This window comes from Kitasatospora sp. NPDC059088 (assembly GCF_042738155.1).
Classification (GTDB): domain Bacteria; phylum Actinomycetota; class Actinomycetes; order Streptomycetales; family Streptomycetaceae; genus Kitasatospora.
Genome location: NZ_JBHYGR010000032.1, coordinates 17,937 through 41,204 on the forward strand (window position 1 = coordinate 17,937; position 23,268 = coordinate 41,204).

A 23,268-nucleotide genomic window follows, 5' to 3' on the forward strand; every position below is an offset into this window, starting at 1 on the left:
CGGGCCGCCGCGGGGCCGGCGAGGACTACTCGTCCTCGGCCCCCTCCTGGCTCTCCCGGGTCGTGCCCGGCCCCTCCGGCTCGGCCGGCCGCTCGGCCGTCGCGTGCCCGGACACCGGCTTCTCGCCGGTCGGGCCGACGTTCTCCCGGCGGCGCAGGTAGCGCTCGAACTCGCGCGCGATGGCGTCCCCGGAGGCCTCCGGCAGCTCCGCCGTGTCCTGCGCCTCCTCCAGCTGCTGGACGTACTCGGCGACCTCGCTGTCCTCGGCGGCCAGCTGGTCCACGCCCAGCTGCCAGGCCCGGGCGTCCTCGCCCAGCTCGCCCGGCGGGATGCGCAGGTCCAGCAGGTCCTCCAGCTTGTTGAGCAGCGCCAGCGTGGCCTTGGGGTTGGGCGGCTGCGCCACGTAGTGCGGCACCGCGGCCCACAGCGTCACGGCCGGCACCCCGGCGTGGGTGCACGCCTCCTGGAGCACCCCGACGATCCCGGTCGGGCCCTCGTAGCGGCTCTCCTCCAGGTCCAGCCGGCGGGCCAGGTCCGGGTCGGAGGTGACCCCGCTGACCGGCACCGGCCGGCTGTGCGGGGTGTCGCCGAGCAGCGCGCCCAGGATCACCACCAGTTCGACGCCCAGCTCGTGCGCGAAGCCCAGCAGCTCGTTGCAGAACGAGCGCCAGCGCATGCTGGGCTCGATCCCGCGGACCAGCACCACGTCCCTGGTCACCGGCTCGGTCACCCGGACCACCGACAGCCGGGTGGTCGGCCAGGTGATCCGGCGGACACCGCCGTCCAGCCAGACCGTCGGACGGTTGACCTGGAAGTCGTAGTAGTCCTCGGCGTCCAGGGCGGCGATCACCTTGCCGCCCCAGGTCTCGTCCAGGTGGGCCAGGGCCGCGGAGGCGGCGTCGCCCGCGTCGTTCCACCCCTCGAAGGCGCAGACCATCACCGGGTCGATCAACTCGGGAACATCTTCCAGCTCGATCACCCAGCGTCTCCCTCCGGTCGGCGGTCGGACCGGCACCGCCCCGGCTGGCCTGCCGGGGCAACGACGGGCCGGCTGCCGCCTGTCGAACCTCTCGTCTCCCGTGGAACGGCTCGCTCCACGGTCCCTACCTGCCCAGCCTACGGGCTTTGATGCGCATGGCGGCCGGGCACCGGGACAGTCTGGGGGAGCGGACCGCCCCGATCCAGCGGATATCCGGCCCTCGGCGGCTGACGCGGCGTCAGGCGGCCCGGAGCGGACGCACGGTGCCTGACCGGCGACGCTGCGCCACGGGGAGCGGGCCGGGCGCCGCGGCGCGATGATGGGGGCGGGGCGGGCGGAAGGGGCCGACCGATGAACCGATGGCTGTGGATCGGCGCGGGTGCGGGCGCGGCGGCGCTCGCCGGGACCGCGCTGCTGGCGGTGGACCGGGCCGGGCGCCGGCTGCCGGTGGAGCACGTGACCGAGGGCGGGCTGGAACTCGCCCAGTCGCCCGGCGCGGTCTGGGAGGTGCTGACCGACATCGACCTCTACCCGGCCTGGCGTCCGGGCCTCACCCACGTCGAACGGCTGCCCGCCGGGGCCGGCGGGCGCCCGCGCTGGCGCGAGTACGACCGGCACGGGCACACCACCTACGAGGTGGTGGCCAGCGAGGCCCCGCACCGCCTGGTGACCGGCATCGCCGACCCGGACCTGCCCTACGGCGGCACCTGGACGTACCGGCTCACCCCGGCCGGGCCCGGCTGCTCGCTGACTGTCACCGAGCACGGCGAGGTCCGCAAGCCGCTGTACCGGGCCGTCGCGCACTACCTCTCCGGCGAGGACGCCACCGTGCACCGCTACCTGGGCGCCCTGGCCCACCGGATGGCGGCCTGAGTCGGCCCGAGTCGGCCCGAGCAGGGCGGAGCCTAGGAGGGGTCCACCCAGCCGCGCCGGTACGCCGCCCAGTTCTCCGGCGTCGCGGCGAAGTCCACGTACAGCGCGACCCCGAAGTTGGCCCGCCGCGGGTCCTCCCGGCCCAGGCCGAGGCGGACGCCCCGGACGGCCGCCGGGACGGTCTCCGCGTCGCCCCAGTGGCCCCACTTGTCGTCCCAGAAGAACGGCAGGCCGATCAGGAGGTCGACCTGCGGCGGGGTGGCCGCCAGGGCCAGCTCGGTCTGCCGGGCGACGTAGCCGCCGTACAGCGGCTCGGTCGGCATCGAGGTGTCGTAGGTCATCACCGCGATCTGGTCGACCCGGCGGGCGGTCTCCCGGAAGTACGCCTGGTCCCACCACTTGCCGTGGTCGGTGAGCAGGATGCCGGCCGTGTGCAGGCCGGGGACGGGGTCGATCTGCGGGGCCGCCACCGACAGCTTCGCGCCGCGGGCGGCCGTCACCGGGTGGACCAGGTCGAGCAGGGCGAGCCAGCCGGCCGAGCCGGGGCGGATCGGCTCCATGTCGAAGTGCACCCCGTCGAAGCCCTGGTCCAGCACCTGGACCGTGGAGGCGGCGACCCGCTCCCGGGTGGGCGCGTCGTCGAGGTCCAGCGCGTCCCGCTCGGGCTTGACCTCGTCCCCCAGCCAGCCCTGCAGCCGCACCCCCGGCAGTGCCCGGTGGGCGGCCTCGGTGAACCAGCGGGCCTTCGGGTGGACGGCGGGCGGCAGCGAGCCGTCGTGCTCCAGCGGCCCGGTGTGGACGTACAGGTCGCGCACGCCGGTGCCGGCCAGCTGCCGGGCCAGCGCGGCGACGTCGGCGTCGGTCTTGCGGCCGTCCACCCAGGCGTGGCCGAGCCAGACGGCGTCCCGGCCGCGGCTGCGGGCCTCGGCGGCCGGTTCACCCGAGTAGTGCAGCCGGATCGCGATGAACAGCGAGCCCAGCGCGGCGACCGGCACGGCCGCCGCCAGCCCCAGCGCCACCAGGGCGCGGCCCCACCACGGCAGGCCTCTCCAGCGGCGCAGCGGGGCCCCCAGGGCACGCCCGATCCGCCGCGCAACGGTCCCGAACCGGGTCATACGATCGCTCTCCCCTCGCGGTCGAGCGCTCAGGATACGGAATGCACCCGCAGGCCGGGCCGTGGGCCGGATACCCTGGCCACGTGCGGGCCCGAGCAAGCGGGCTCGCAAAGCCGACAGCCGTCGCACCAGGGAGACGCCCCATGGCCACTGCAGCCAACCCGTCCATCACTCAGCAGAGCCGCGCGAACGCGTTGCGTGAAGCGCTCGCCACCCGGGTGGTGGTGGCCGACGGTGCGATGGGCACCATGCTCCAGGCCCAGGACCCGACGCTGGAGGACTTCCAGAACCTGGAGGGCTGCAACGAGGTCCTCAACGTCACCCGGCCGGACATCGTCCGCTCCGTCCACGAGGCCTACTTCGCGGTGGGCGTGGACTGCGTGGAGACCAACACCTTCGGCGCCAACTTCTCCGCCCTGGGCGAGTACGAGATCGCCGAGCGCATCTTCGAGCTGTCCGAGGCCGGCGCCCGGATCGCCCGCGAGGTGGCCGACGCCCACGCCGCCGACGGCCGCACCCGCTGGGTGCTCGGCTCGATCGGCCCCGGCACCAAGCTGCCGACCCTCGGCCACGCCCCGTACGAGACGCTGCGGGACGGCTTCCAGAAGAACGCGGCCGGTCTGATCGCCGGCGGCGCCGACGCGCTGCTGGTGGAGACCAGCCAGGACCTGCTGCAGACCAAGGCCGCGATCCTCGGCTCCAAGCGCGCCCTGGCCGAGGCCGGACTGGACCTCCCGGTGCTGGTGCAGGTGACGGTGGAGACCACCGGCACCATGCTGCTCGGCTCCGAGATCGGTGCCGCGCTCACCGCGCTGGAGCCGCTCGGCGTCGACTACATCGGCCTCAACTGCGCCACCGGCCCGGCCGAGATGAGCGAGCACCTGCGCTACCTGGCCAAGAACGCGAGGATCGGCCTGTCCTGCATGCCGAACGCGGGCCTGCCGGTGCTCGGCAAGGACGGCGCCCACTACCCGCTCTCCCCGGCCGAACTGGCCGACGCCCACGACGTGTTCACCCGGGAGTACGGCCTCTCGCTGGTCGGCGGCTGCTGCGGCACCACCCCCGAGCACCTGCGCCAGGTGGTGGAGAAGGTCCAGGGCCGTCCGGTCGTGCGCCGCGAGCCGCAGCCCGAGCCCTCGGCCTCCTCGCTGTACCAGGCGGTGCCGTTCCGCCAGGACACCTCGTACCTGGCGATCGGCGAGCGCACCAACGCCAACGGCTCGAAGAAGTTCCGCGAGTCGATGCTGGCGGGCGACTGGCAGGCCTGCGTGGAGATCGCCCGGGACCAGATCCGGGACGGCTCCCACCTGCTGGACCTGTGCGTCGACTACGTCGGCCGCGACGGCGTCGCCGACATGAAGGAGATCGCCGGCCGGCTGGCCACCGCCTCGACCCTGCCGATCGTGCTGGACTCCACCGAGCCGGACGTGCTGCGGGCCGGTCTGGAGGCGCTCGGCGGCCGCGCGCTGCTCAACTCGGTCAACTACGAGGACGGCGACGGCCCGGACACCCGGTTCGGCCGGATCGCTTCGCTGGCCCGCGAGCACGGCGCCGGCCTGATCGCGCTGACCATCGACGAGCAGGGCCAGGCCCGCACCGCCGAGACCAAGGTCGCCATCGCCGAGCGGCTGATCGCGCAGCTCACCACCGAGTACGGCATCGACGAGGGCTCGATCCTGGTCGACTGCCTGGCCTTCACCCTGGGCACCGGTCAGGAGGAGTCCCGCCGGGACGGCATCGAGACCATCGAGGCGATCCGCGAGCTCAAGCGCCGCCACCCGGACGTGCAGACCACCCTGGGCCTGTCCAACATCTCCTTCGGCCTCAGCCCGGCCGCCCGCGTGGTGATCAACTCGGTCTTCCTGAACGAGTGCGTCGAGGCCGGACTGGACTCGGCGATCGTGCATGCCTCCAAGATCCTGCCGATGGCCCGGATCCCCGAGGACCAGCGCGAGGTCGCGCTCGACCTGGTCTACGACCGCCGCAGCGAGGGCTACGATCCGCTGCAGAAGCTGCTCCAGCTCTTCGAGGGCGTCTCCTCGGCGTCGGTCAGGGCCTCCAAGGCCGAGGAACTGGCCGCCCTCCCGCTGGAGGAGCGGCTGCAGCGCCGGATCATCGACGGCGAGCGCAACGGCCTGGAGGCCGATCTGGACGAGGCGCTGACGGAGCGTCCGGCGCTGGACATCGTCAACAGCACGCTGCTGGCCGGCATGAAGGTGGTCGGCGAGCTGTTCGGCTCCGGCCAGATGCAGCTGCCGTTCGTGCTCCAGTCCGCCGAGGTGATGAAGACCGCGGTGGCCCACCTGGAGCCGCACATGGAGAAGTCCGACGACGAGGGCAAGGGCACCATCGTGCTGGCCACCGTCAAGGGCGACGTCCACGACATCGGCAAGAACCTGGTCGACATCATCCTGTCCAACAACGGCTACAACGTGGTCAACCTGGGCATCAAGCAGCCGGTTTCGGCGATCCTGGACGCCGCGCAGGAGCACCGGGCGGACGTGATCGGGATGTCCGGGCTGCTGGTGAAGTCCACCGTGATCATGAAGGAGAACCTGGAGGAGCTGAACCAGCGCAAGCTGGCCGCGAGCTTCCCGGTGATCCTCGGCGGCGCCGCCCTGACCCGGGCCTACGTGGAGCAGGACCTGCACGAGATCTACGAGGGCGAGGTCCGCTACGCCCGGGACGCCTTCGAGGGCCTGCGGCTGATGGACGCGCTGATCGCGGTCAAGCGCGGCGTGCCCGGCGCGACCCTGCCGGAGCTCAAGCAGCGCCGGCACGCCAGGGTCGAGGTGGCGGAGCCGGAGCCCGAGGTCAACCTCGGCCAGATCCGCTCCGACGTCGCGCTGGACAACGCGCTGCCCGCCCCGCCGTTCTGGGGCGACCGGATCGTCAAGGGCATCCCCTTCGCCGACTACGCCTCCTGGCTGGACGAGGACGCGCTGTTCAAGGGCCAGTGGGGCCTCAAGGCCGCGCGCAACGGCGACGGCCCGTCCTACGAGGAGCTGGTGGAGACCGAGGGCCGGCCCCGGCTGCGGGGCTGGCTGGACCGGCTGCAGACCGAGGGCTGGCTGGAGGCGGCCGTGGTCTACGGCTACTACCCGGCCAACTCCAAGGGCGACGACCTGATCGTCTTCCACGAGGACGGCACCGAGCGGACCCGCTTCACCTTCCCCCGCCAGCGGCGCGGCCGCCGGCTCTGCCTGGCGGACTTCTTCCGCCCGGAGGAGTCCGGCGAGCGGGACGTGGTCGGCCTCCAGGTGGTCACCATGGGCAACCGGATCTCGGAGGCGGCCAACGAGCTGTTCGCCGGGAACTCCTACCGCGACTACCTGGAGCTGCACGGCCTCTCGGTGCAGCTGGCCGAGGCGCTGGCGGAGTTCTGGCACGCCCGGGTCCGCTTCGAGCTGGGCTTCTCCGGCGAGGACCCGCAGGACGTCAAGGACATGTTCGCGCTCAAGTACCGGGGTGCCCGCTTCTCGCTCGGCTACGGGGCCTGCCCCGAGCTGGAGGACCGCGCCAAGATCGCCGAGCTGCTCAAGCCGGAGCGGATCGGCGTGGTGCTCTCCGAGGAGTTCCAGCTCCACCCCGAGCAGTCCACCGACGCGATCGTGATCCACCACCCCGAGGCGAAGTACTTCAACGCGCGGTAATCCGTACGTCCCTCTCCGTTCGCTCTTTCCGGGCGAAGCGGGCGTATCCTGGATGATCCTGAACGGGCCGGTCCGCTGACCAGCGGGCCGGCCCGTGTCATCCCCGGGACCGTCCTGGGCGCAGCCGGAAGGACTTGCCATGACGACCAGCTCCACCGCCGCCCCGGCGCTCGACCTCGGGCGCGAGCCCGGCCTCCAGGCGGTGCTGCTGGACATGGACGGCACGCTGGTGGACACCGAGGACTTCTGGTGGCAGGCCGAGGTGACGCTCTTCGCCGAGCTGGGCCACCGGCTGGACGAGCAGGACCGGGCGCACGTCGTGGGCGGGCCGATGACCCGGGTGATGGAGTACCTGGTCGCCCGCACCGGGGTGGACATCGCCCCGGCCGACCTGGGGGCGCTGGTCAACCAGCGCTTCGTCGACCTGCTGGCCGGCGGGGTGCCGCTGATGCCGGGGGCCGAGCGGCTGCTCAACACCCTTGCCGCGCACGGCGTTCCGGCCGCGCTGGTGTCCGCCTCGCACCGGCACGTGATCGACATCGTGCTGCGCTCGCTGGGCGCCGAGCGGTTCGCCTTCACCATCGGCGGGGACGAGCTGCCGCGCACCAAGCCGTTCCCCGACCCGTACCTGGAGGCGGCCCGCCGGCTGGGCGCGGAGCCGGCCCGCTGCGTGGTCGTCGAGGACACCCCGACCGGGGTGCGGGCGGGCGAGGCGGCGGGCTGCCCGGTGATCGCGGTGCCCTCGGTGGCGCCGATCGAGGCGGCTCCCGGGCGGCTGGTGGTGCCGTCGCTGGAGCAGGTCGATCTCGAACTGCTGCGGTCGCTGGTCGCTTCGCGGGTGTGATTGTCATCTCATTGCGGCCAGGGTCTACTCGCCGGTAAGCGCCCCGGCCGGGGATCTCCGGGGGAGAAAACGGGCAATGGCTGACAACTCGTCGGGCGCGCCGTGATGCCCTCAACGACCGTGTCCCAAACGTCATCTGCACGGGTATCGGTCGTGCGTGTTCGATATGGCACGCTACTCGGGTTCGCGACACCCCCGAAGGACGCTCCCGTGAAGACTTCAGCTGAACGCCTGGCAGCACTCGGCTGCGCCGGTCTGGTCGCCGTGACGGTGGCCGGTTGCGGATCGGTCACCGACGCCGTCAAGGGGGACAGCGGCGGCAAGGCGATCACCATGGGGACCGTCCAGCTGACCGGCACCCTGGACCCCGCGGTGGTCTACGACTCCGGCTCCTGGCTGGTGCTGCGCAACGCCTTCCAGTCGCTGCTCACCTTCCCGGCCGCGGCCAGCACGCCCTCCCCGGACGCCGCGCAGTCCTGCGACTTCTCCGGCGGCGAGGCCACCGAGTACCACTGCACCCTGCGGCCCGGGTTGAAGTTCTCCAACGGCCACCCGCTGACCGCCGAGGACGTGGTGTTCTCGATCCAGCGGACCAAGAAGATCAACGACCCGAACGGCCCGGCCGGCCTGCTCTCCTCGATCAAGAGCGTGGAGGCCAAGGGTGCCAACGAGGTGGTCTTCCACCTGGCCGCCCCCGACGCCACCCTGCCGGCCAAGCTGGCCTCCCCGGCCGGCGCCATCGTCGACCACCAGGTCTACCCGGCCGACAAGGCGCTGCCCAACGACAAGCAGGTCGGCTCCGGCCCCTACCGCGTGGACTCGGTCGAGGGCATGGCCGACGGCAAGCAGCTGGGCAAGGTCGTCCTGGTCCCCAACGACAAGTACAGCGGCGACGCCAAGCTGCGGAACAACAAGTTCACCGTCCGGTACTTCGACAAGCCCGCCGACCTCAAGGCCGCGCTGGACAAGGGCGACGTCGACGTCACCGACAACAGCCTGGAGCCCAACACCGCCGCCCAGATCCGCTCCGACCAGCAGGGCGGCAAGACCGACCTCCAGGTCGTCGAGGGCGACAGCAACGACACCCGCTCGCTGGTCTTCAACACCAAGGACCCGGTGATGAGCAACGTCGGCGTCCGCCAGGCCGCCGCCGCGCTGCTCGACCGCAAGGCGCTCGCCCGCGACGTCTTCGCCCGCACCGTCCAGCCGCTGTACGCGATGGTCCCGGCCGGCGTCACCGGCCACACCACCGCCTTCTTCGACCGCTGGGGCGACCAGGACGTCGCCAAGGCCAAGAAGGCCCTGGTCGACAACAAGGTCCAGACCCCGGTCAAGCTCACCCTCACCTGGTCCCGCTCGCGGGCCGGCAACGGCGAGGCCGACACCTTGAAGAAGCAGCTGGAGACCGGCGGCCTGTTCCAGGTGACGGTCCAGCAGGAGCCCGACTGGGAAGCCTTCAAGAAGGGCTGGAACGAGGGCAAGTACCAGGCGTACATCGTCGGTTGGTTCGCCGACTACCCGGACCCCGACAACTACATCGCCCCGCTGCTGGTCGACGGCGGCACCTACCACACCGGCTGGGACGACCCGAAGATCAGCCAGAAGCTGATCCCGGACGGCCTCAAGCAGGCCGACCGCAGCGCCGCCTCGGCCTCCTACGCGCAGATCCAGCAGATCGTCGCGGAGAGCGTGCCGCTGATCCCGCTGTACCAGAACAAGGCCTTCTACGCGGCCCGTGCCAACATCACCGGCGTCGAGTCCACCGTCGACACCACCGGCTTCTTCCGCTTCTGGGAGATCAGCCGCAGCGGCAAGTAGCGCGCGACGCACGGCGGCCCGCCCGCTCCCCCCGGTGTCCCGGGGCGGAGCGGGCGGGCCGCCGTCGTGTTCCCGGGCTACAGCGCGCCCGGCCGCACCAGACCGCTCTCGTAGGCGTACACCGCCGCCTGCACCCGGTCGCGCAGCTGGAGCTTGGTCAGCACATGGCCGACGTGGGTCTTCACGGTTGTCTCGCTGACGAACAGCTCGGCCGCGATCTCCGCGTTCGACAGCCCGCGCGCCACCAGCTTCAACACCTCCAACTCCCGCTCGGTCAGCGCGCTCAGCGCCTGCGGCGGCGCCTCCTCGCCCGAGGGCAGCTTGGTGGCGTACATGTCCAGCAGCCGGCGGGTGATGCTCGGGGCCAGCATCGCCGCGCCGTCCGCGACGACCCGGATCGCCTGCACCAGCTCCTCCGCCGGGACGTCCTTGAGCAGGAAGCCGCTGGCGCCGGCGCGCAGCGCCTCCACCACGTACTCGTCCAGGTCGAAGGTGGTCAGCACCAGCACCTTGGCCGGGCCGTCCCGACCCGGGCCGGCGATCCGGCGGGTCGCCTCGACGCCGTCCATCCGCGGCATCCGGATGTCCATCAGCACCACGTCGGGCTGCAGCGCCCGGACCTGGTCCAGCGCCTGCTGACCGTCACCGGCCTCGCCGACCACCACGAGGTCCGATTCGGCCTCCAGGATCATCCGGAAACCGGTGCGCAGCAGCGGCTGGTCGTCGACCAGCAGCACTCGGATCGTCACTAGGACTCCTTGCTCATCGGATCCCCCGTGGGATCGCTCTCGTCCGACGTACGGGCCGGCCCGTCCGCGGTGCGGGCCGGCGGCACCGGCAGCGGGTACGGCGGCGGGGTGCCGCCGAACTCCGGGCAGCTGGCCCGGTGGTCGCACCAGTCGCAGAGCCGGTTGCGGGTGGCCGGGAAGTCCCCGGTGGCCACCGCCTGCGCGATCCGCTCCCACAGGGCCTGCAGCTTGCGCTCCACCGCGAGCAGGTCGGCCTCGTCCGGGTCGTAGCTGACCACGTCCCCGCCGCCGCCCAGGTAGACCAGCTGGAGGCGCTTGGGGATCACGCCCTTCCAGCGCCACACCACCAGTGCGTAGAACTTCATCTGGAACATCGCCTTGCCCTCGAAGTCCCGCGAGGGCGCCCGGCCGGTCTTGTAGTCCACCAGCCGGACCTCACCGGTGGGGGCGACGTCCACCCGGTCGATGTAGCCGCGCAGCAGCAGCCCCGACTCCAGGGCCGTCTCCACGTACAGCTCGCGCTCCACCGGGTGCAGCCGGGTCGGGTCCTCCAGCCGGAACCACTGGCCGACCAGCTTCTCGGCGTCCGCCAGCCAGCCGGTCAGCGCCGCGCCGTCCGGGTCGTCCGGGAACAGCGAGCCCAGCTCCGGGCGCTCGCCCAGCAGCCGCTCCCACTGCGGGCGCAGCAGGCCCAGCGCCCGCTCCGGCGTCCGCTCGGCCGCCGGGCTGTCGAACAGCCGCTCCAGCACCGCGTGCACCAGCGTGCCCCGGGTCGCCGCCGGGCTCGGCGGCTCGGGCAGCCGGTCGATCACCCGCAGCCGGTACAGCAGGGGACAGGTGAGGAAGTCCCCCGCACGGGACGGGGACAGCCCGGTCGGGGGCGCCGCCGGGCGCGCCGGAGCCCCGGCGGCGCTGCTGGTGTCGGTCTGCTGCATGGCTACGACCCTATTGCCCTTTGCTGTCATCCCGCTGCCACCGGGCTGCCGCGCTGCCCCTTCCCGGCAGTCGGCCGGGGGCCGGTCCGGTCCGGGGCCGGTCCAGTGGGTATGAAGCCTGGCAGAGGGGCGCGCGCCGCCGGGTGGCCGCGATCACGTAGCGTGGGCGCACCGGGGCACGACGGCGGACGACCGAAGGGATCACGGTGAGCGACACCAGGGGGCAGCAGACCTCCGACCAGCCACCGCAGGACGGCGGACGCCCCGAGGGGCGCCCGCCGGAGCACGGCGGCGGCCTCCTGATGGGGCGGCCCTTCGGCGTGCCCATCTACGTCACCCCGTCCTGGTTCGTCATCGCCGCGCTGATCACCTGGGTGTTCGGCGGGCAGCTCGGCGACGTGCTGCCCGAACTCGGCAGCGGTGAGCGCTACCTGCTCGCGTTCTTCTTCGCGGTCGCCTTCTACGCCTCCGTCCTGGTGCACGAACTCGCCCACACCCTGGTCGCGCTGCGCTACCGGCTCGGGGTGCGGCGGATCCAGCTGCAGTTCTTCGGCGGCGTCTCCGAGATCGAGAACGAGGCCGGGAGCCCCTGGCGCGAGTTCTGGCTGGCCTTCGTCGGCCCGCTGCTGTCGCTGGTGCTCGGCGGGGTCTTCTACCTCGCGCTGCGCGCCGTCGAACTGTCCAGCGTGCCCGGGGTGCTGCTGACCGGCCTGATGGTCTCCAACCTGGTGGTCGCCGCCTTCAACCTGCTGCCCGGCCTGCCGCTGGACGGCGGCCGGATGCTGCGCGCGGTGGTCTGGGCGATCACCGGCAGGGCGATGACCGGCACCGTGGCGGCCGCCTGGATCGGCCGGGGCCTGGCCGTCGTGGTGCTGTTCGGCCTGCCGCTGGTCAGCGCCTCCCGCGGCGCCGAGCGCACCACCACCGACACCCTGGTGGACGCGGTGCTGGCCGCCGTGCTGGCCGCGATCATCTGGAACGGCGCCACCGGGAGCCTGCGCAACGCCCGGCTCAAGGAGGCGCTGCCCGCCCTGCGGCTGCGCGACCTCGCCCGCCGCACCGTCGAGGTCACCGCCGACACCCCGCTCGGCGAGGCGATGCGCCGGGCCCGCGAGGCCCAGGCCGGCGCGGTCGTGGTGGTGGACGGCCGGGGCGAGCCGATCGCCATCGTCCGGGAGTCCGCGGTACGGGCCGTACCGGAGCACCGCCGCCCCTGGGTGGTCGTCGGCCCGCTCGCCCGCGACCTCGAACCCGGGCTGCGACTGGACGCCGACCTCGGCGGCGAGGACCTGCTGCGGGCCGTCCAGGCCACCCCGGCGGGGGAGTACCTGGTGGTCGAGGCGGACGGCCGGGTCTACGGCGTGGCCGCGCTCAGCGACATCGAACAGCGCCTCACGGCGGCGGTCTCCGGCCGCTGAGCAGGGCCTGGTGAGGCGGGACGCCCCGCTTCCCTTAGGATTGGCCGCATGTCCGAACCGACCGGTGCCGCCCGCCGACGCGGGCCCTTCCAGGTCGGGGACCAGGTCCAGCTGACCGACCCCAAGGGTCGCCACTACACGTTCACGCTCCAGGCCGGGAACCAGTTCCACACCCACAAGGGTGCGTTCCCGCACGACGAGCTGATCGGCGCTCCTGAAGGCACGGTCGTGCGCACCACGGGGAACGTCCCGTACCTCGCGCTGCGCCCCCTGCTCCCCGACTACGTCCTGTCCATGCCCCGCGGCGCCGCCGTGATCTACCCCAAGGACGCGGGGCAGATCCTGGCGATGGCCGACATCTTCGCCGGTGCCCGGGTGATCGAGGCGGGTGTCGGCTCGGGCGCGCTCAGCACGTACCTGCTGCGCGCCGTCGGCGAGCAGGGCCTGCTGGCCTCCTACGAGCGCCGCCAGGACTTCGCGGACATCGCCCAGGGCAACGTGGAGCGCTACTTCGGCGGCCCGCACCCGGCGTGGAAGCTGACCGTCGGCGACCTCCAGGACAACCTGGTCGAGACCGACGTCGACCGCGTCATCCTCGACATGCTGGCCCCCTGGGAGTGCCTGGACGTCGCCTCCCGGGCGCTCGTCCCCGGCGGTCTCATCTGCTGCTACGTGGCCACCACGACGCAGATGTCCAAGACCGTCGAGGCGCTGCGCGACCACGGCACCTTCACCGAGCCACAGGCCTGGGAGACCATGGTCCGCACCTGGCACCTGGAGGGCCTGGCCGTCCGCCCGGACCACCGGATGATCGGCCACACCGGCTTCCTGCTCACCGCCCGCCGCCTGGCGGACGGCGTCGAGCCGCCGCTGCGCCGCCGCCGCCCGGCCAAGGGCGCCTACGGCGAGGACTACGACAACGGGGCGCCCGAGCCGTCCCTCCAGGAGCGCGCCGCGGCCCGCAAGGCGGCCCGCGACACCGACTCCGAGCAGCCCGACCTGGGCTGAGCCCGGCCGGAACAGCAGGGGTGGTGCGAGCATCGCGCTCGCGCCACCCCTTCGTCTTTCGGCCGGCGCGCCCTTCGGCTCCCCGGCCGCCGGCCCGCAGGCTCCGTGTGGGACGATGCTCGCTCACACGCTCCTGGAGCTCTGGAGGGGACGCCGGGTGGAGACCGCGGTCGGGACGACGGCGACGGCCGGACAGCAGACACCGCAGGGCCGCACCCGGCCCGGTCACGCGCGGACCGCACCCTGGCACTGGGCCCTCGCCCTGGCCGGCTGCGGCGCGGTGGTGGCCGCCGCACTCGCCGCCTCCCCGGCGACCGGCACCCCGCTGCCCGCCCGCGGCGGCGCCCCCAAGGCGCTCGCGGCCGGTGCGGCCCCCGATCCGGCCAAGGCCCAACTGCCCATGGACTGCGGCCCGTTCCCGGTCAGGACGGTGCTCAGCGTGCCCGCCGAACTGGGCGACGGCCGTCCCGGTACGGTCGTCGCCGCGCAGTGCGGCACCGACACCGGCACCCCGCCGGACTCCGTCTACCTGCTCGGCTTCGGCCCGGACCAGCGCCCGGTGGTGGTCGCCACCCTGCTGACCGACCGGGAGAACCTCACCCTGAGCCGGCTCACGGTGCGCTCCGACGGCGCCATCACCGGCCGCGCGCAGGGGTATTCGAGCGACGAGGTGCCGCGCTTCCGCCCCGACCTCTCACTCGACCTCACCTGGACGCACCGGGGCGGCGGCTGGGAACGCTCCCAGACCGCCGCCCCGGTCAGCGCGACCTGAACCCTCCGCGCGGCCCGAACCGCTAGTCGGCGTCGGGCCCGTAGACCTCGACCCGGTCGGCGACCCGGCGCACGTGGATGCAGTCGCCGGGGCACTCCTTCGCCGAGTCCACCACGTCCTGAAGGAGCGTCAGCGGCACCGGGGCGGTCTCCCCGGGCTGCTGGCGCAGTTCGTCGTCCTCGCCCTTCACGTACGCGAGTCCGTCGATGTCCAGCTCGAAGACCTCCGGTGCGTACTGGACGCAGATGCCGTCGCCGGTGCACAGATCCTGGTCGATCCACACCTCCAGCTCGTCGGCCGCTGCCGCGTTCTGCTCGGTCACCGACATGGTCCCCTGCCGTTTCTGTCCCGGGTCGCCCCTATTCCGGGGGCAATCCCGCCATTCGTACAACGATCGGACCCACTACCGCGGTCGCGATCGGATATCACTTCGCCCGACGATACATCTGGCCCGCTTTGGGTGGTGCGCGGTGGGTATCCCCTTAGCAGAGGGGAAGCACGCTGGGGCGAAGATCGGACACGCCCGTTCCATCTTTCTTGATCTAGGGGTTTACGGACCCCTGGTCCCAGGTAGGGTCTGGAAGCGTCCAGCTCCCCGGAGGAGGTGAGGACCGTGGCAGCCCACGATGACGACTACAACCGCAGCACCGGCAGGCCCGCTCGTGGTTCCGACGAGGCCGCTCAGGTCTCGTACCTTGAGCAGGAAATCGCCGTACTGCGCCGCAAGCTCGCCGACTCGCCGCGCAATTCGAGAATCCTCGAAGAGCGGATCGTCGAGCTCCAGACCAACCTGGCCGGCGTGACCGCCCAGAACGAACGACTCGCCTCCACCCTGCGCGAGGCCCGCGACCAGATCGTGGCCCTCAAGGAGGAGGTGGACCGGCTGGCACAGCCCCCGGCCGGTTTCGGCACCTTCCTCGAGGCGAACGAGGACGGTACCGCCGACATCTTCACCGGCGGTCGCAAGCTCCGCGTCAACGTCAGCCCGAACGTCGCCCTCGACGAACTGCGGCGCGGCCAGGAAGTGATGCTCAACGAGGCCCTCAACATCGTGGACGCGATGGCCTTCGAGCGCATCGGCGAGATCGTCACCCTCAAGGAGGTCCTCGAGGACGGCGAGCGCGCCCTGGTCATCGGCCACACCGACGAGGAGCGGGTGGTGCGCCTCGCCGAACCGCTGCGGGACATCACCGTCCGGGCGGGGGACGCACTGCTGCTGGAGCCCCGCTCCGGCTACGTGTACGAGGTGGTGCCGAAGTCCGAGGTCGAGGAGCTGGTCCTCGAAGAGGTCCCGGACATCGACTACCGCCAGATCGGCGGCCTGAGCAACCAGATCGAGCTGATCCGCGACGCGGTCGAGCTGCCGTACCTGCACGCCGACCTCTTCAAGGAGTACGAGCTGCGTCCGCCCAAGGGCGTGCTGCTCTACGGCCCGCCCGGCTGCGGCAAGACGCTGATCGCCAAGGCGGTCGCCAACTCGCTGGCCAAGAAGGTCGCCGAGGTCACCGGCCGCCCCCAGGGGAAGAGCTACTTCCTCAACATCAAGGGCCCGGAGCTGCTCAACAAGTACGTGGGCGAGACCGAGCGGCAGATCCGGCTGGTCTTCCAGCGGGCCCGGGAGAAGGCGAGCGAGGGCACGCCCGTCATCGTCTTCTTCGACGAGATGGAGTCCCTGTTCCGCACCCGCGGTTCCGGTGTCAGCTCGGACGTGGAGAACACCATCGTCCCGCAGCTGCTCGCCGAGATCGACGGCGTGGAGGGCCTGGAGAACGTCATCGTCATCGGCGCCTCGAACCGCGAGGACATGATCGACCCGGCGATCCTGCGGCCCGGCCGCCTGGACGTCAAGATCAAGATCGAGCGCCCGGACGCCGAGGCCGCGAAGGACATCTTCTCCAAGTACCTCAAGGACTCGCTGCCGTTCCACCCGGACGACCTCAAGGAGCACGACAGCTCCGTCGGGGCCACGGTGGCGGCGATGATCCAGTCGGTCGTGGAGCGGATGTACTCGGAGACCGAGGAGAACCGCTTCCTGGAGGTCACCTACGCCAACGGTGACAAGGAGGTCCTGTACTTCAAGGACTTCAACTCCGGCGCCATGATCCAGAACATCGTCGACCGGGCGAAGAAGATGGCCATCAAGGACTTCCTCGACCACGGTCAGCGCGGTCTGCGCGTCTCCCACCTGCTCGCCGCCTGCGTGGACGAGTTCAAGGAGAACGAGGACCTGCCGAACACCACCAACCCGGACGACTGGGCCCGCATCTCCGGCAAGAAGGGCGAGCGGATCGTCTTCATCCGCACGCTGGTCACCGGTAAGCAGGGCGCCGAGTCCGGCCGCTCGATCGACACTGTCGCCAACACGGGGCAGTACCTGTAAGCACGCGGTTGTCCGGGCCGGCGACGGTCCCCGGAGCTGTACGCACCCCGTCCGGCTGTGGCGCCTCGCGGCCCCGCAGCCGGACGGCGCGTCTCGGGGCCCGCCGTACGGCACGGAAATAGGCTCGACCCACCGTCCGCGGGCAGATGTCCGGCGCCGGTGTTGTTCAGCGGTACGTCAGCGTGTTCCGCCCGCCGGGGGCGGGGCACCGGGCAAGGAGGGCCGCATGACCGTACGGCGCGTGATGGGCATCGAGACCGAGTACGGGATCTCCGTGCCCGGGCACCCCAACGCCAACGCCATGCTCACCTCGTCCCAGATCGTCAACGCGTACGCGGCGGCGATGCACCGGGCACGGCGGGCCCGCTGGGACTTCGAGGAGGAGAACCCGCTGCGCGACGCGCGGGGCTTCGACCTCGCGCGCGAGGTGGCGGACGCCAGCCAGCTGACCGACGAGGACATCGGCCTCGCCAACGTCATCCTGACCAACGGGGCCCGGTTCTACGTGGACCACGCGCACCCCGAGTACAGCTCGCCCGAGGTGACCAACCCGCGCGACGCCGTGCTCTGGGACAAGGCCGGCGAGCGGATCATGGCGGCCGCCGCGCTGCGGGCGCTGGAACTGCCCAACGGGCAGAACATCCACCTGTACAAGAACAACACCGACAACAAGGGCGCCTCCTACGGCACCCACGAGAACTACCTGATGAAGCGGGCGACGCCGTTCGCCGACATCGTCCGCCACCTCACCCCGTTCTTCGTCTCCCGCCAGGTGGTCACCGGCGCCGGCCGGGTCGGCATCGGCCAGGACGGCTCGGCGAACGGCTTCCAGATCAGCCAGCGGGCGGACTACTTCGAGGTCGAGGTCGGCCTGGAGACCACCCTCAAGCGCCCGATCATCAACACCCGGGACGAACCGCACGCCGACGCCGAGAAGTACCGCCGGCTGCACGTGATCATCGGGGACGCCAACCTCTCCGAGATCTCCACCTACCTCAAGCTGGGCACCACCTCGCTGGTCCTGTCGATGATCGAGGACTCCTTCATCGCCTCCGACCTCGCGATCGACCAACCGGTGCGCACCCTGCACCGGGTCTCCCACGACCCGACGCTCAAGCACCTGATCACCCTGCGCAACGGGCGCAAGCTCACCGCCGTCCAACTCCAGCTGGAGTACTTCGAACTGGCCCGCAAGTACGTCGAGGACCGCTTCGGCACCGACGCCGACGAGCAGACCCTGGACGTGCTGGCCCGCTGGGAGGACGTCCTCGGGCGGCTGGAGCGCGACCCGATGTCGCTCTCCCGGCAACTGGACTGGATCGCCAAGCGGGAGATCCTGGAGGGCTACCGCAGCCGGGACGCCCTGGAGTGGGACAACCCGCGGCTGCACCTGGTGGACCTCCAGTACAGCGACGTGCGGCCCGAGAAGGGCCTCTACAACCGTCTTGTGGCCCGCGGCAGGTTCGAGCGGCTGCTGACCGAGGAAGAGGTCGAACGGGCCGTCTCCAAGCCCCCGGAGGACACCCGGGCGTACTTCCGCGGCCGCTGCCTGGAGCAGTACGCGGAGCACGTCGCGGCGGCCTCCTGGGACTCGGTCATCTTCGACCTGCCGGGCCGGGACTCGCTCCAGCGGGTGCCCACCCTGGAGCCGCTGCGCGGCACCCGCAACCACGTCAAGGAGCTGCTGGACCGCTGCCGTACGGCGGAGGACCTGCTGCGCGTCCTCTCCGGCGGGTAACTTTTCGATCACCACGGGTGAACGTCCGCCGAATGGGAATCATCCGGGGTGGCAGCGGGTGTTGGACAGGGAGCACCACCGGCAAACCGGGAGCGGCAGTCGCACCTTGTGTATAGGGTCGGTGCCAACCGGCAACGACCGACCGACCAAACCGTGCCAGACGATTCGAGCGGGGTGAGGGAAATGGCGAGCAAGGACACCGGCGGCGGCCAGCAGCGGGCAAACCGCTCCTCCGAGGAGGTCGAGGAGCAGGTCGCGGAAACCCAGAATTCCGACGACCTCAAGGAACGCCAGGAAAAGTTGAGCGACGACGTCGACGCGGTGCTCGACGAAATCGACGAAGTGCTCGAGTCGAACGCCGAGGATTTCGTCCGGGGATTCGTGCAGAAGGGCGGGCAATAGCCCGTACCCGGTCATCGGGAATTCACGGTCGTGACCGTCCGGGACGGTCGGGCGGCGCCGTCCGCCCGGCCGTCCCGGCACCGGCCCCTCCACGCGTTGGACGATGATCGTCGGCGGGTAGGGTGCGGGCAATGCGCGCTTCAAGCTACCTGGAAGGAATCGTGTGGAAGCCAACACTCGTGGCACCGGGCGTCTACCGGCTGCCTTCCTGACCCCGGGGTCCTCCTCGTTCCTGGACTTCCTCGCCGAGCACCGGCCGGAGCTGCTGCCCGGCCACCGCGGGCTCCCCGAAGGCTCCGTGGTCGAGGCCCCGCACGGGACCACGATCGTGGCCGCGGTCTTCGACGGCGGCGTGGTGATCGCCGGTGACCGCCGCGCGACCATGGGCAACGTCATCGCCCAGCGTGACATCGAGAAGGTCTTCCCGGCGGACGAGTACAGCGCCGTCGGCATCGCCGGCACCGCCGGCCTCGCGGTCGAGATGGTCCGGCTGTTCCAGCTGGAACTGGAGCACTACGAGAAGATCGAGGGCGCGGTGCTCTCCCTGGAGGGCAAGGCCAACCGGCTCACCACCATGATCCGGGGCAACCTCGGCATGGCGATGCAGGGCCTCGCGGTGGTGCCGATCTTCGCCGGTTACGACCTCGACCTCGGCCGCGGCCGGATCTTCAACTACGACGTCACCGGCGGGCGCTCCGAGGAGCACGGCTTCACCGCCACCGGCTCGGGCTCGGTCTTCGCCCGCGGCTCGCTCAAGAAGCTCTACCGCGACGACCTGACGGCCGAGCAGGCCGCCACCCTGGTCGTCCAGGCGCTCTACGACGCGGCCGACGACGACTCCGCCACCGGCGGCCCGGACCTCGCCCGCAAGATCTTCCCGATCGTCTCGCTGATCACCGCGGACGGCTTCCGCCGGCTCGACAACGCGGAGGTCGCGGCGATCGCGGTCGCCATCACCGACGAGCGCCTGACCCGGCCCAACGGCCCGCAGGCCCCGCTGATCTAGCCATCACCTCACAGGAAAGGGACGACCGCCGGTGTCGACACCGTTCTACGTCTCGCCCCAGCAGGCCATGGCGGACCGCGCGGAGTACGCCCGCAAGGGCATCGCTCGCGGCCGCAGCGTGGTCGTGCTCACCTACGCCGACGGCATCGTCTTCGTCGCCGAGAACACCTCCCGGGCGCTCCACAAGGTCTCCGAGATCTACGACAAGATCGCCTTCGCGGCGGTCGGCCGCTACAACGAGTTCGAGAACCTGCGCATCGGCGGCGTCCGCTACGCCGACTTGCGCGGCTACTCCTACGACCGGGCCGACGTCACCGCCCGCGGCCTGGCCAACGTGTACGCCCAGACCCTGGGCACCATCTTCTCCTCGGTCGGCGAGAAGCCGTACGAGGTCGAGCTGATCGTCGCCGAGGTCGGCCGCACCGCCGACAATGACCAGATCTACCGGCTCACGCCGGACGGCTCGGTCGTCGACGAGAAGAACTACGTCGTGGTCGGCGGCAACGCCGACTCGATCGGCAACTACCTGGGCCAGCGCCACCGCGCCGGACTGAGCCTCACCGAGGCGGTGAAGGTCGCGGTCGACTCGCTCGCCCGCGACCCCAACGGGGGCAGCCCGCGCGCCCTCACCCCGGAACAACTGGAGGTCGCGGTCCTCGACCGCCAGCGGTTCCAGCAGCGCAAGTTCAAGCGGATCCTGGGCAACCAGCTCGGCCGGCTGCTCGACGGGGACCAGTCCGCCGAGTCGGACGACGACGAGAACCCGGCGGCGAGCGCGCCGGAGTAGCAGTGCCTGCGGAGTCCCGTACGGCGGCCGGACCGCCGGCGTACGGGACTCCGGTGCCCCTGCGGCGGCCCAGTCGTCGTGGAGGCGGTTTCGGACAGCTCCGACAGAGAATGGAGTGCTCATGGACCGCCGGATTTTCGGGCTGGAGAACGAGTACGGCGTGACCTGTACGTTCCGCGGGCAGCGTCGGCTGTCGCCGGACGAGGTCGCGCGGTACCTGTTCCGCCGGGTCGTCTCCTGGGGCCGCAGCAGCAACGTGTTCCTGCGCAACGGCGCCCGGCTCTACCTCGACGTCGGCTCCCACCCCGAGTACGCCACCCCCGAGTGCGACGACGTGACCGAGCTGGTCACGCACGACAAGGCGGGCGAGCGGATCCTCGAAGGACTCCTGGTGGACGCCGAACGGCGGCTGCACGAGGAGGGCATCGCGGGGGACGTCTACCTCTTCAAGAACAACACCGACTCGGCCGGCAACTCCTACGGCTGCCACGAGAACTACCTGGTGGCCCGGCACGGCGAGTTCTCCCGGCTGGCCGACGTGCTCATCCCCTTCCTGGTCACCCGCCAGCTGATCTGCGGCGCGGGCAAGGTGCTGCAGACCCCGCGCGGCGCGGTGTTCTGCGTCAGCCAGCGGGCCGAGCACATCTGGGAGGGCGTCAGCTCCGCCACCACCCGCTCCCGCCCGATCATCAACACCAGGGACGAGCCGCACGCGGACGCCGAGCGCTACCGCCGGCTGCACGTGATCGTCGGCGACTCCAACATGTCGGAGACCACCACCCTGCTCAAGGTGGGCTCCACCGACCTGGTGCTGCGGCTGATCGAGGCCGGCGTGGTGATGCGCGACCTCACCCTGGAGAACCCGATCCGGGCGATCCGCGAGGTCAGCCACGACCTCACCGGCACCCACCAGGTGCGCCTGGCCAACGGCCGGGAGGCCAGCGCGCTGGACATCCAGGAGGAGTACTACAGCAAGGCCCTGGAGTTCGCCGACCGCAAGGGCATCAACACCGGCACCATCGCCCAGGTGCTCGAACTGTGGGGCCGCACCCTGGAGGCGGTGCGCACCGAGCGCCTCGACACGGTGGCCACCGAGATCGACTGGATCATGAAGTACAAGCTCATCGAGCGCTACCGCGAGAAGCACGAGATGAGCATGTCCAACCCGCGGGTCGCCCAGATCGACCTCGCGTACCACGACATCCACCGCCGGCGCGGCCTGTTCTACCTGCTCCAGGGCAAGGGCCAGGCGAAGCGGGTGACCACCGACCTCAAGACCTTCGAGGCCAAGTCCGTCCCGCCGCAGACCACCCGGGCCCGGCTGCGCGGGGACTTCATCCGCCGGGCGCAGGAGCAGCGCCGGGACTTCACGGTGGACTGGGTGCACCTCAAGCTGAACGACCAGGCGCAGCGCACCGTGCTGTGCAAGGACCCGTTCCGTTCGGTGGACGAGCGGGTGGAGAAGCTGATCGCCGGCATGTGACCGTCGGCGTGTGACCGACCGCCGTGCCCTCGGCGTTGACCGGCCCCGGTGGTGTCTACCGGGGCCGGACGCATGCCGGGCATACGCTGTCCGTCGAGTCGGGAGAGCCGACTTCGACCGACAGTTAGGACCACCGTGCGCCGCACCGCCGGTTTGCTTCTCACCCTGCCGCTGCTGCTCGCGGTCGCTTGCAGCAGCTCGCCCAAGGCGGCCGGACCGGCGACGCCGTCCACCCCGAGCGCGGCCCCGACGGTGCCGGCGCCGGTGGGCGAGGCCTCCCCGATGCCCACTCTTTCGGGTGGTGGTTTCGGCAGCAAGGCCACCATCACCATCCCCGAGGGCCAGCAGCCCAGCGGCCAGTTCGTGGTGAACACGGTGACGGACGGTGAGCGGTCGACGGTCGGCAAGGGCGACTGGGTGACGGTCAACTACACGGCGAAGGACTGGACCACCGGCAAGGACCTGCCCAGCTCGTACGACGACAACGGCAAGCCCCAGCTCTACCAGGCCGGCAGCGGGCAGCTGGTGCCGGCGCTGGACCAGACCGTGATCGACAAGAAGGTGGGCACCCGGCTGCTGGTGGTGGCCCCGCCGGCGGCCGCCTTCGGCGAGCAGGGCTCCACCCAGCTGGGCGTCAACAAGGGCGACACCGTGGTCTTCGTGCTGGACATCGTGGAGGCGCTGCCGCAGGACTCCACGCTGACCGGCAACATGACCCAGCCCGCCGCGACGCTGCCGCAGGTCAAGGACAACGGGAAGGCACCGGCGGGGATCACCGTCCCGGCCGGGCAGGCCGCCCCCGCCGACCTCCAGCAGGCCGTGCTGATCAAGGGCGAGGGCAAGCAGGTCAAGACCGGGCAGACCCTGATCGTGCAGTACACCGGGGTGCTGTGGGGCAACGGGCAGCAGTTCGACGCCTCCTGGACCCACGGCGGGGCGCAGGCCGTGCAGATCGGCACCGGCAGCGTGATCGAGGGCTGGGACAAGGGGCTGGTGGGGCAGAACGTGGGCAGCCGGGTGCTGCTGGTGGTGCCGCCGGCCCTGGGCTACAAGGACCAGGCCCAGGGGTCGGTGCCGCCGAACTCCACGCTGGTCTTCGTGATCGACATTCTGGAAGCGGTCTAGCGGGCGCTCTAGGAAGTCGCCGGGAGGATTCCGTACGCTTGGGCGGACGCTCGTACAACAAAGCGTCCGTCCTCATCCTGAGCTGTCATACTGCCCTCGCACTGTGGCAGGCGCCGCCCGGCGCCGGGGTCCGGGGCGGACGGGTACGGCGGCAGGCCGGCGCTCACCACGCCGGGCGCAGAC

19 protein-coding genes are annotated in these 23,268 nt (G+C 71.4%); 14 read left to right on the plus strand and 5 right to left on the minus strand.

All coding sequences use genetic code 11. The features are described from left to right. Window positions 1-25: 25 nt before the first annotated feature. The gene (locus ACFWXO_RS16850; protein WP_375890770.1) at window positions 26-979 is read right to left on the minus strand and encodes a PAC2 family protein; all 954 of its coding nucleotides are present in this window, start codon (window positions 977-979) and stop codon (window positions 26-28) included. Window positions 980-1,330: 351 nt separating this feature from the next. Here ACFWXO_RS16850 and ACFWXO_RS16855 point away from each other — a divergent pair, with 351 nt between their 5' ends. Further along, complete coding sequence (locus ACFWXO_RS16855) at window positions 1,331-1,852, plus strand: SRPBCC family protein (protein WP_380524696.1); 522 nt, start codon at window positions 1,331-1,333, stop codon at window positions 1,850-1,852. Window positions 1,853-1,884: 32 nt separating this feature from the next. Here the strand turns inward: ACFWXO_RS16855 and ACFWXO_RS16860 are convergent, their stop codons facing one another. After that, window positions 1,885-2,967 carry a hypothetical protein gene (locus tag ACFWXO_RS16860; RefSeq protein ID WP_380524697.1) on the minus strand — a complete coding sequence of 361 codons (1,083 nt, stop codon included), beginning with the start codon at window positions 2,965-2,967 and terminating at the stop codon, window positions 1,885-1,887. A 143-nt stretch (window positions 2,968-3,110) separates the two neighbouring features. On the opposite strand from ACFWXO_RS16860, the gene metH reads away from it, so the two are divergent. From metH to ACFWXO_RS16875, 3 genes are all read left to right on the plus strand, one after another. Continuing rightward, window positions 3,111-6,620: a methionine synthase gene (gene metH / locus ACFWXO_RS16865; RefSeq protein WP_375890776.1), complete on the plus strand. Its 3,510-nt coding sequence runs from the start codon at window positions 3,111-3,113 to the stop codon at window positions 6,618-6,620. Between the two features lie 139 nt (window positions 6,621-6,759). After that, window positions 6,760-7,464, plus strand: coding sequence for an HAD family hydrolase (locus tag ACFWXO_RS16870; RefSeq protein ID WP_375890778.1), 705 nt, complete (start codon window positions 6,760-6,762; stop codon window positions 7,462-7,464). 210 nt (window positions 7,465-7,674) lie between these two features. Beyond that, window positions 7,675-9,282 carry an ABC transporter substrate-binding protein gene (locus ACFWXO_RS16875; RefSeq protein ID WP_380524698.1) on the plus strand — a complete coding sequence of 536 codons (1,608 nt, stop codon included), beginning with the start codon at window positions 7,675-7,677 and terminating at the stop codon, window positions 9,280-9,282. Between the two features lie 77 nt (window positions 9,283-9,359). On the opposite strand, the gene ACFWXO_RS16880 is transcribed toward ACFWXO_RS16875, so the two are convergent. Together ACFWXO_RS16880 and ACFWXO_RS16885 are read right to left on the minus strand one after the other, a co-directional pair. Then, on the minus strand, window positions 9,360-10,031 hold the full coding sequence (locus ACFWXO_RS16880; protein ID WP_063346919.1) for a response regulator transcription factor: 672 nt from the start codon (window positions 10,029-10,031) through the stop codon (window positions 9,360-9,362). Beyond that, the gene (locus ACFWXO_RS16885) at window positions 10,031-10,966 is read right to left on the minus strand and encodes a RecB family exonuclease (protein ID WP_375890782.1); all 936 of its coding nucleotides are present in this window, start codon (window positions 10,964-10,966) and stop codon (window positions 10,031-10,033) included. The genes ACFWXO_RS16880 and ACFWXO_RS16885 overlap by 1 nt, the downstream gene beginning before the upstream one ends. A gap of 206 nt (window positions 10,967-11,172) precedes the next feature. On the opposite strand from ACFWXO_RS16885, the gene ACFWXO_RS16890 reads away from it, so the two are divergent. The 3 genes from ACFWXO_RS16890 (at window position 11,173) to ACFWXO_RS16900 (ending at window position 14,164) form a co-directional block, all read left to right on the plus strand. Beyond that, window positions 11,173-12,384, plus strand: a complete 1,212-nt coding sequence (locus ACFWXO_RS16890; protein WP_380524699.1) for a site-2 protease family protein — start codon at window positions 11,173-11,175, stop codon at window positions 12,382-12,384. Window positions 12,385-12,432: 48 nt separating this feature from the next. Beyond that, a complete protein-coding gene (locus tag ACFWXO_RS16895) occupies window positions 12,433-13,392 on the plus strand; it encodes a tRNA (adenine-N1)-methyltransferase (RefSeq protein WP_375890785.1) in 960 nt (319 codons plus the stop codon). A gap of 157 nt (window positions 13,393-13,549) precedes the next feature. Continuing rightward, entirely contained in the window at window positions 13,550-14,164 is a 615-nt protein-coding gene (locus ACFWXO_RS16900) for a hypothetical protein (protein ID WP_375890787.1), read from the plus strand. A gap of 22 nt (window positions 14,165-14,186) precedes the next feature. Here ACFWXO_RS16900 and ACFWXO_RS16905 read toward each other — a convergent pair whose 3' ends face one another. After that, window positions 14,187-14,492, minus strand: a complete 306-nt coding sequence (locus ACFWXO_RS16905) for a ferredoxin (protein WP_380524700.1) — start codon at window positions 14,490-14,492, stop codon at window positions 14,187-14,189. 285 nt (window positions 14,493-14,777) lie between these two features. On the opposite strand from ACFWXO_RS16905, the gene arc reads away from it, so the two are divergent. The 7 genes from arc to ACFWXO_RS16940 all read left to right on the plus strand — a co-directional run bounded on the left by arc (window position 14,778) and on the right by ACFWXO_RS16940 (window position 23,085). After that, complete coding sequence (gene arc / locus ACFWXO_RS16910) at window positions 14,778-16,544, plus strand: proteasome ATPase (protein WP_380524701.1); 1,767 nt, start codon at window positions 14,778-14,780, stop codon at window positions 16,542-16,544. 226 nt (window positions 16,545-16,770) lie between these two features. Further along, window positions 16,771-18,282, plus strand: coding sequence for a depupylase/deamidase Dop (gene dop, locus ACFWXO_RS16915; protein ID WP_375890792.1), 1,512 nt, complete (start codon window positions 16,771-16,773; stop codon window positions 18,280-18,282). A 183-nt stretch (window positions 18,283-18,465) separates the two neighbouring features. Continuing rightward, window positions 18,466-18,684, plus strand: coding sequence for a ubiquitin-like protein Pup (locus ACFWXO_RS16920; RefSeq protein WP_030286125.1), 219 nt, complete (start codon window positions 18,466-18,468; stop codon window positions 18,682-18,684). Between the two features lie 163 nt (window positions 18,685-18,847). Next, window positions 18,848-19,690 carry a proteasome subunit beta gene (gene prcB, locus ACFWXO_RS16925; RefSeq protein WP_375890794.1) on the plus strand — a complete coding sequence of 281 codons (843 nt, stop codon included), beginning with the start codon at window positions 18,848-18,850 and terminating at the stop codon, window positions 19,688-19,690. Window positions 19,691-19,721: 31 nt separating this feature from the next. Further along, complete coding sequence (gene prcA / locus ACFWXO_RS16930) at window positions 19,722-20,477, plus strand: proteasome subunit alpha (RefSeq protein ID WP_375890796.1); 756 nt, start codon at window positions 19,722-19,724, stop codon at window positions 20,475-20,477. A gap of 121 nt (window positions 20,478-20,598) precedes the next feature. Beyond that, complete coding sequence (gene pafA, locus ACFWXO_RS16935) at window positions 20,599-21,960, plus strand: Pup--protein ligase (protein ID WP_375890798.1); 1,362 nt, start codon at window positions 20,599-20,601, stop codon at window positions 21,958-21,960. 135 nt (window positions 21,961-22,095) lie between these two features. Next, entirely contained in the window at window positions 22,096-23,085 is a 990-nt protein-coding gene (locus tag ACFWXO_RS16940) for an FKBP-type peptidyl-prolyl cis-trans isomerase (protein WP_380524702.1), read from the plus strand. The last annotated feature ends 183 nt before the right edge of the window (window positions 23,086-23,268 follow it).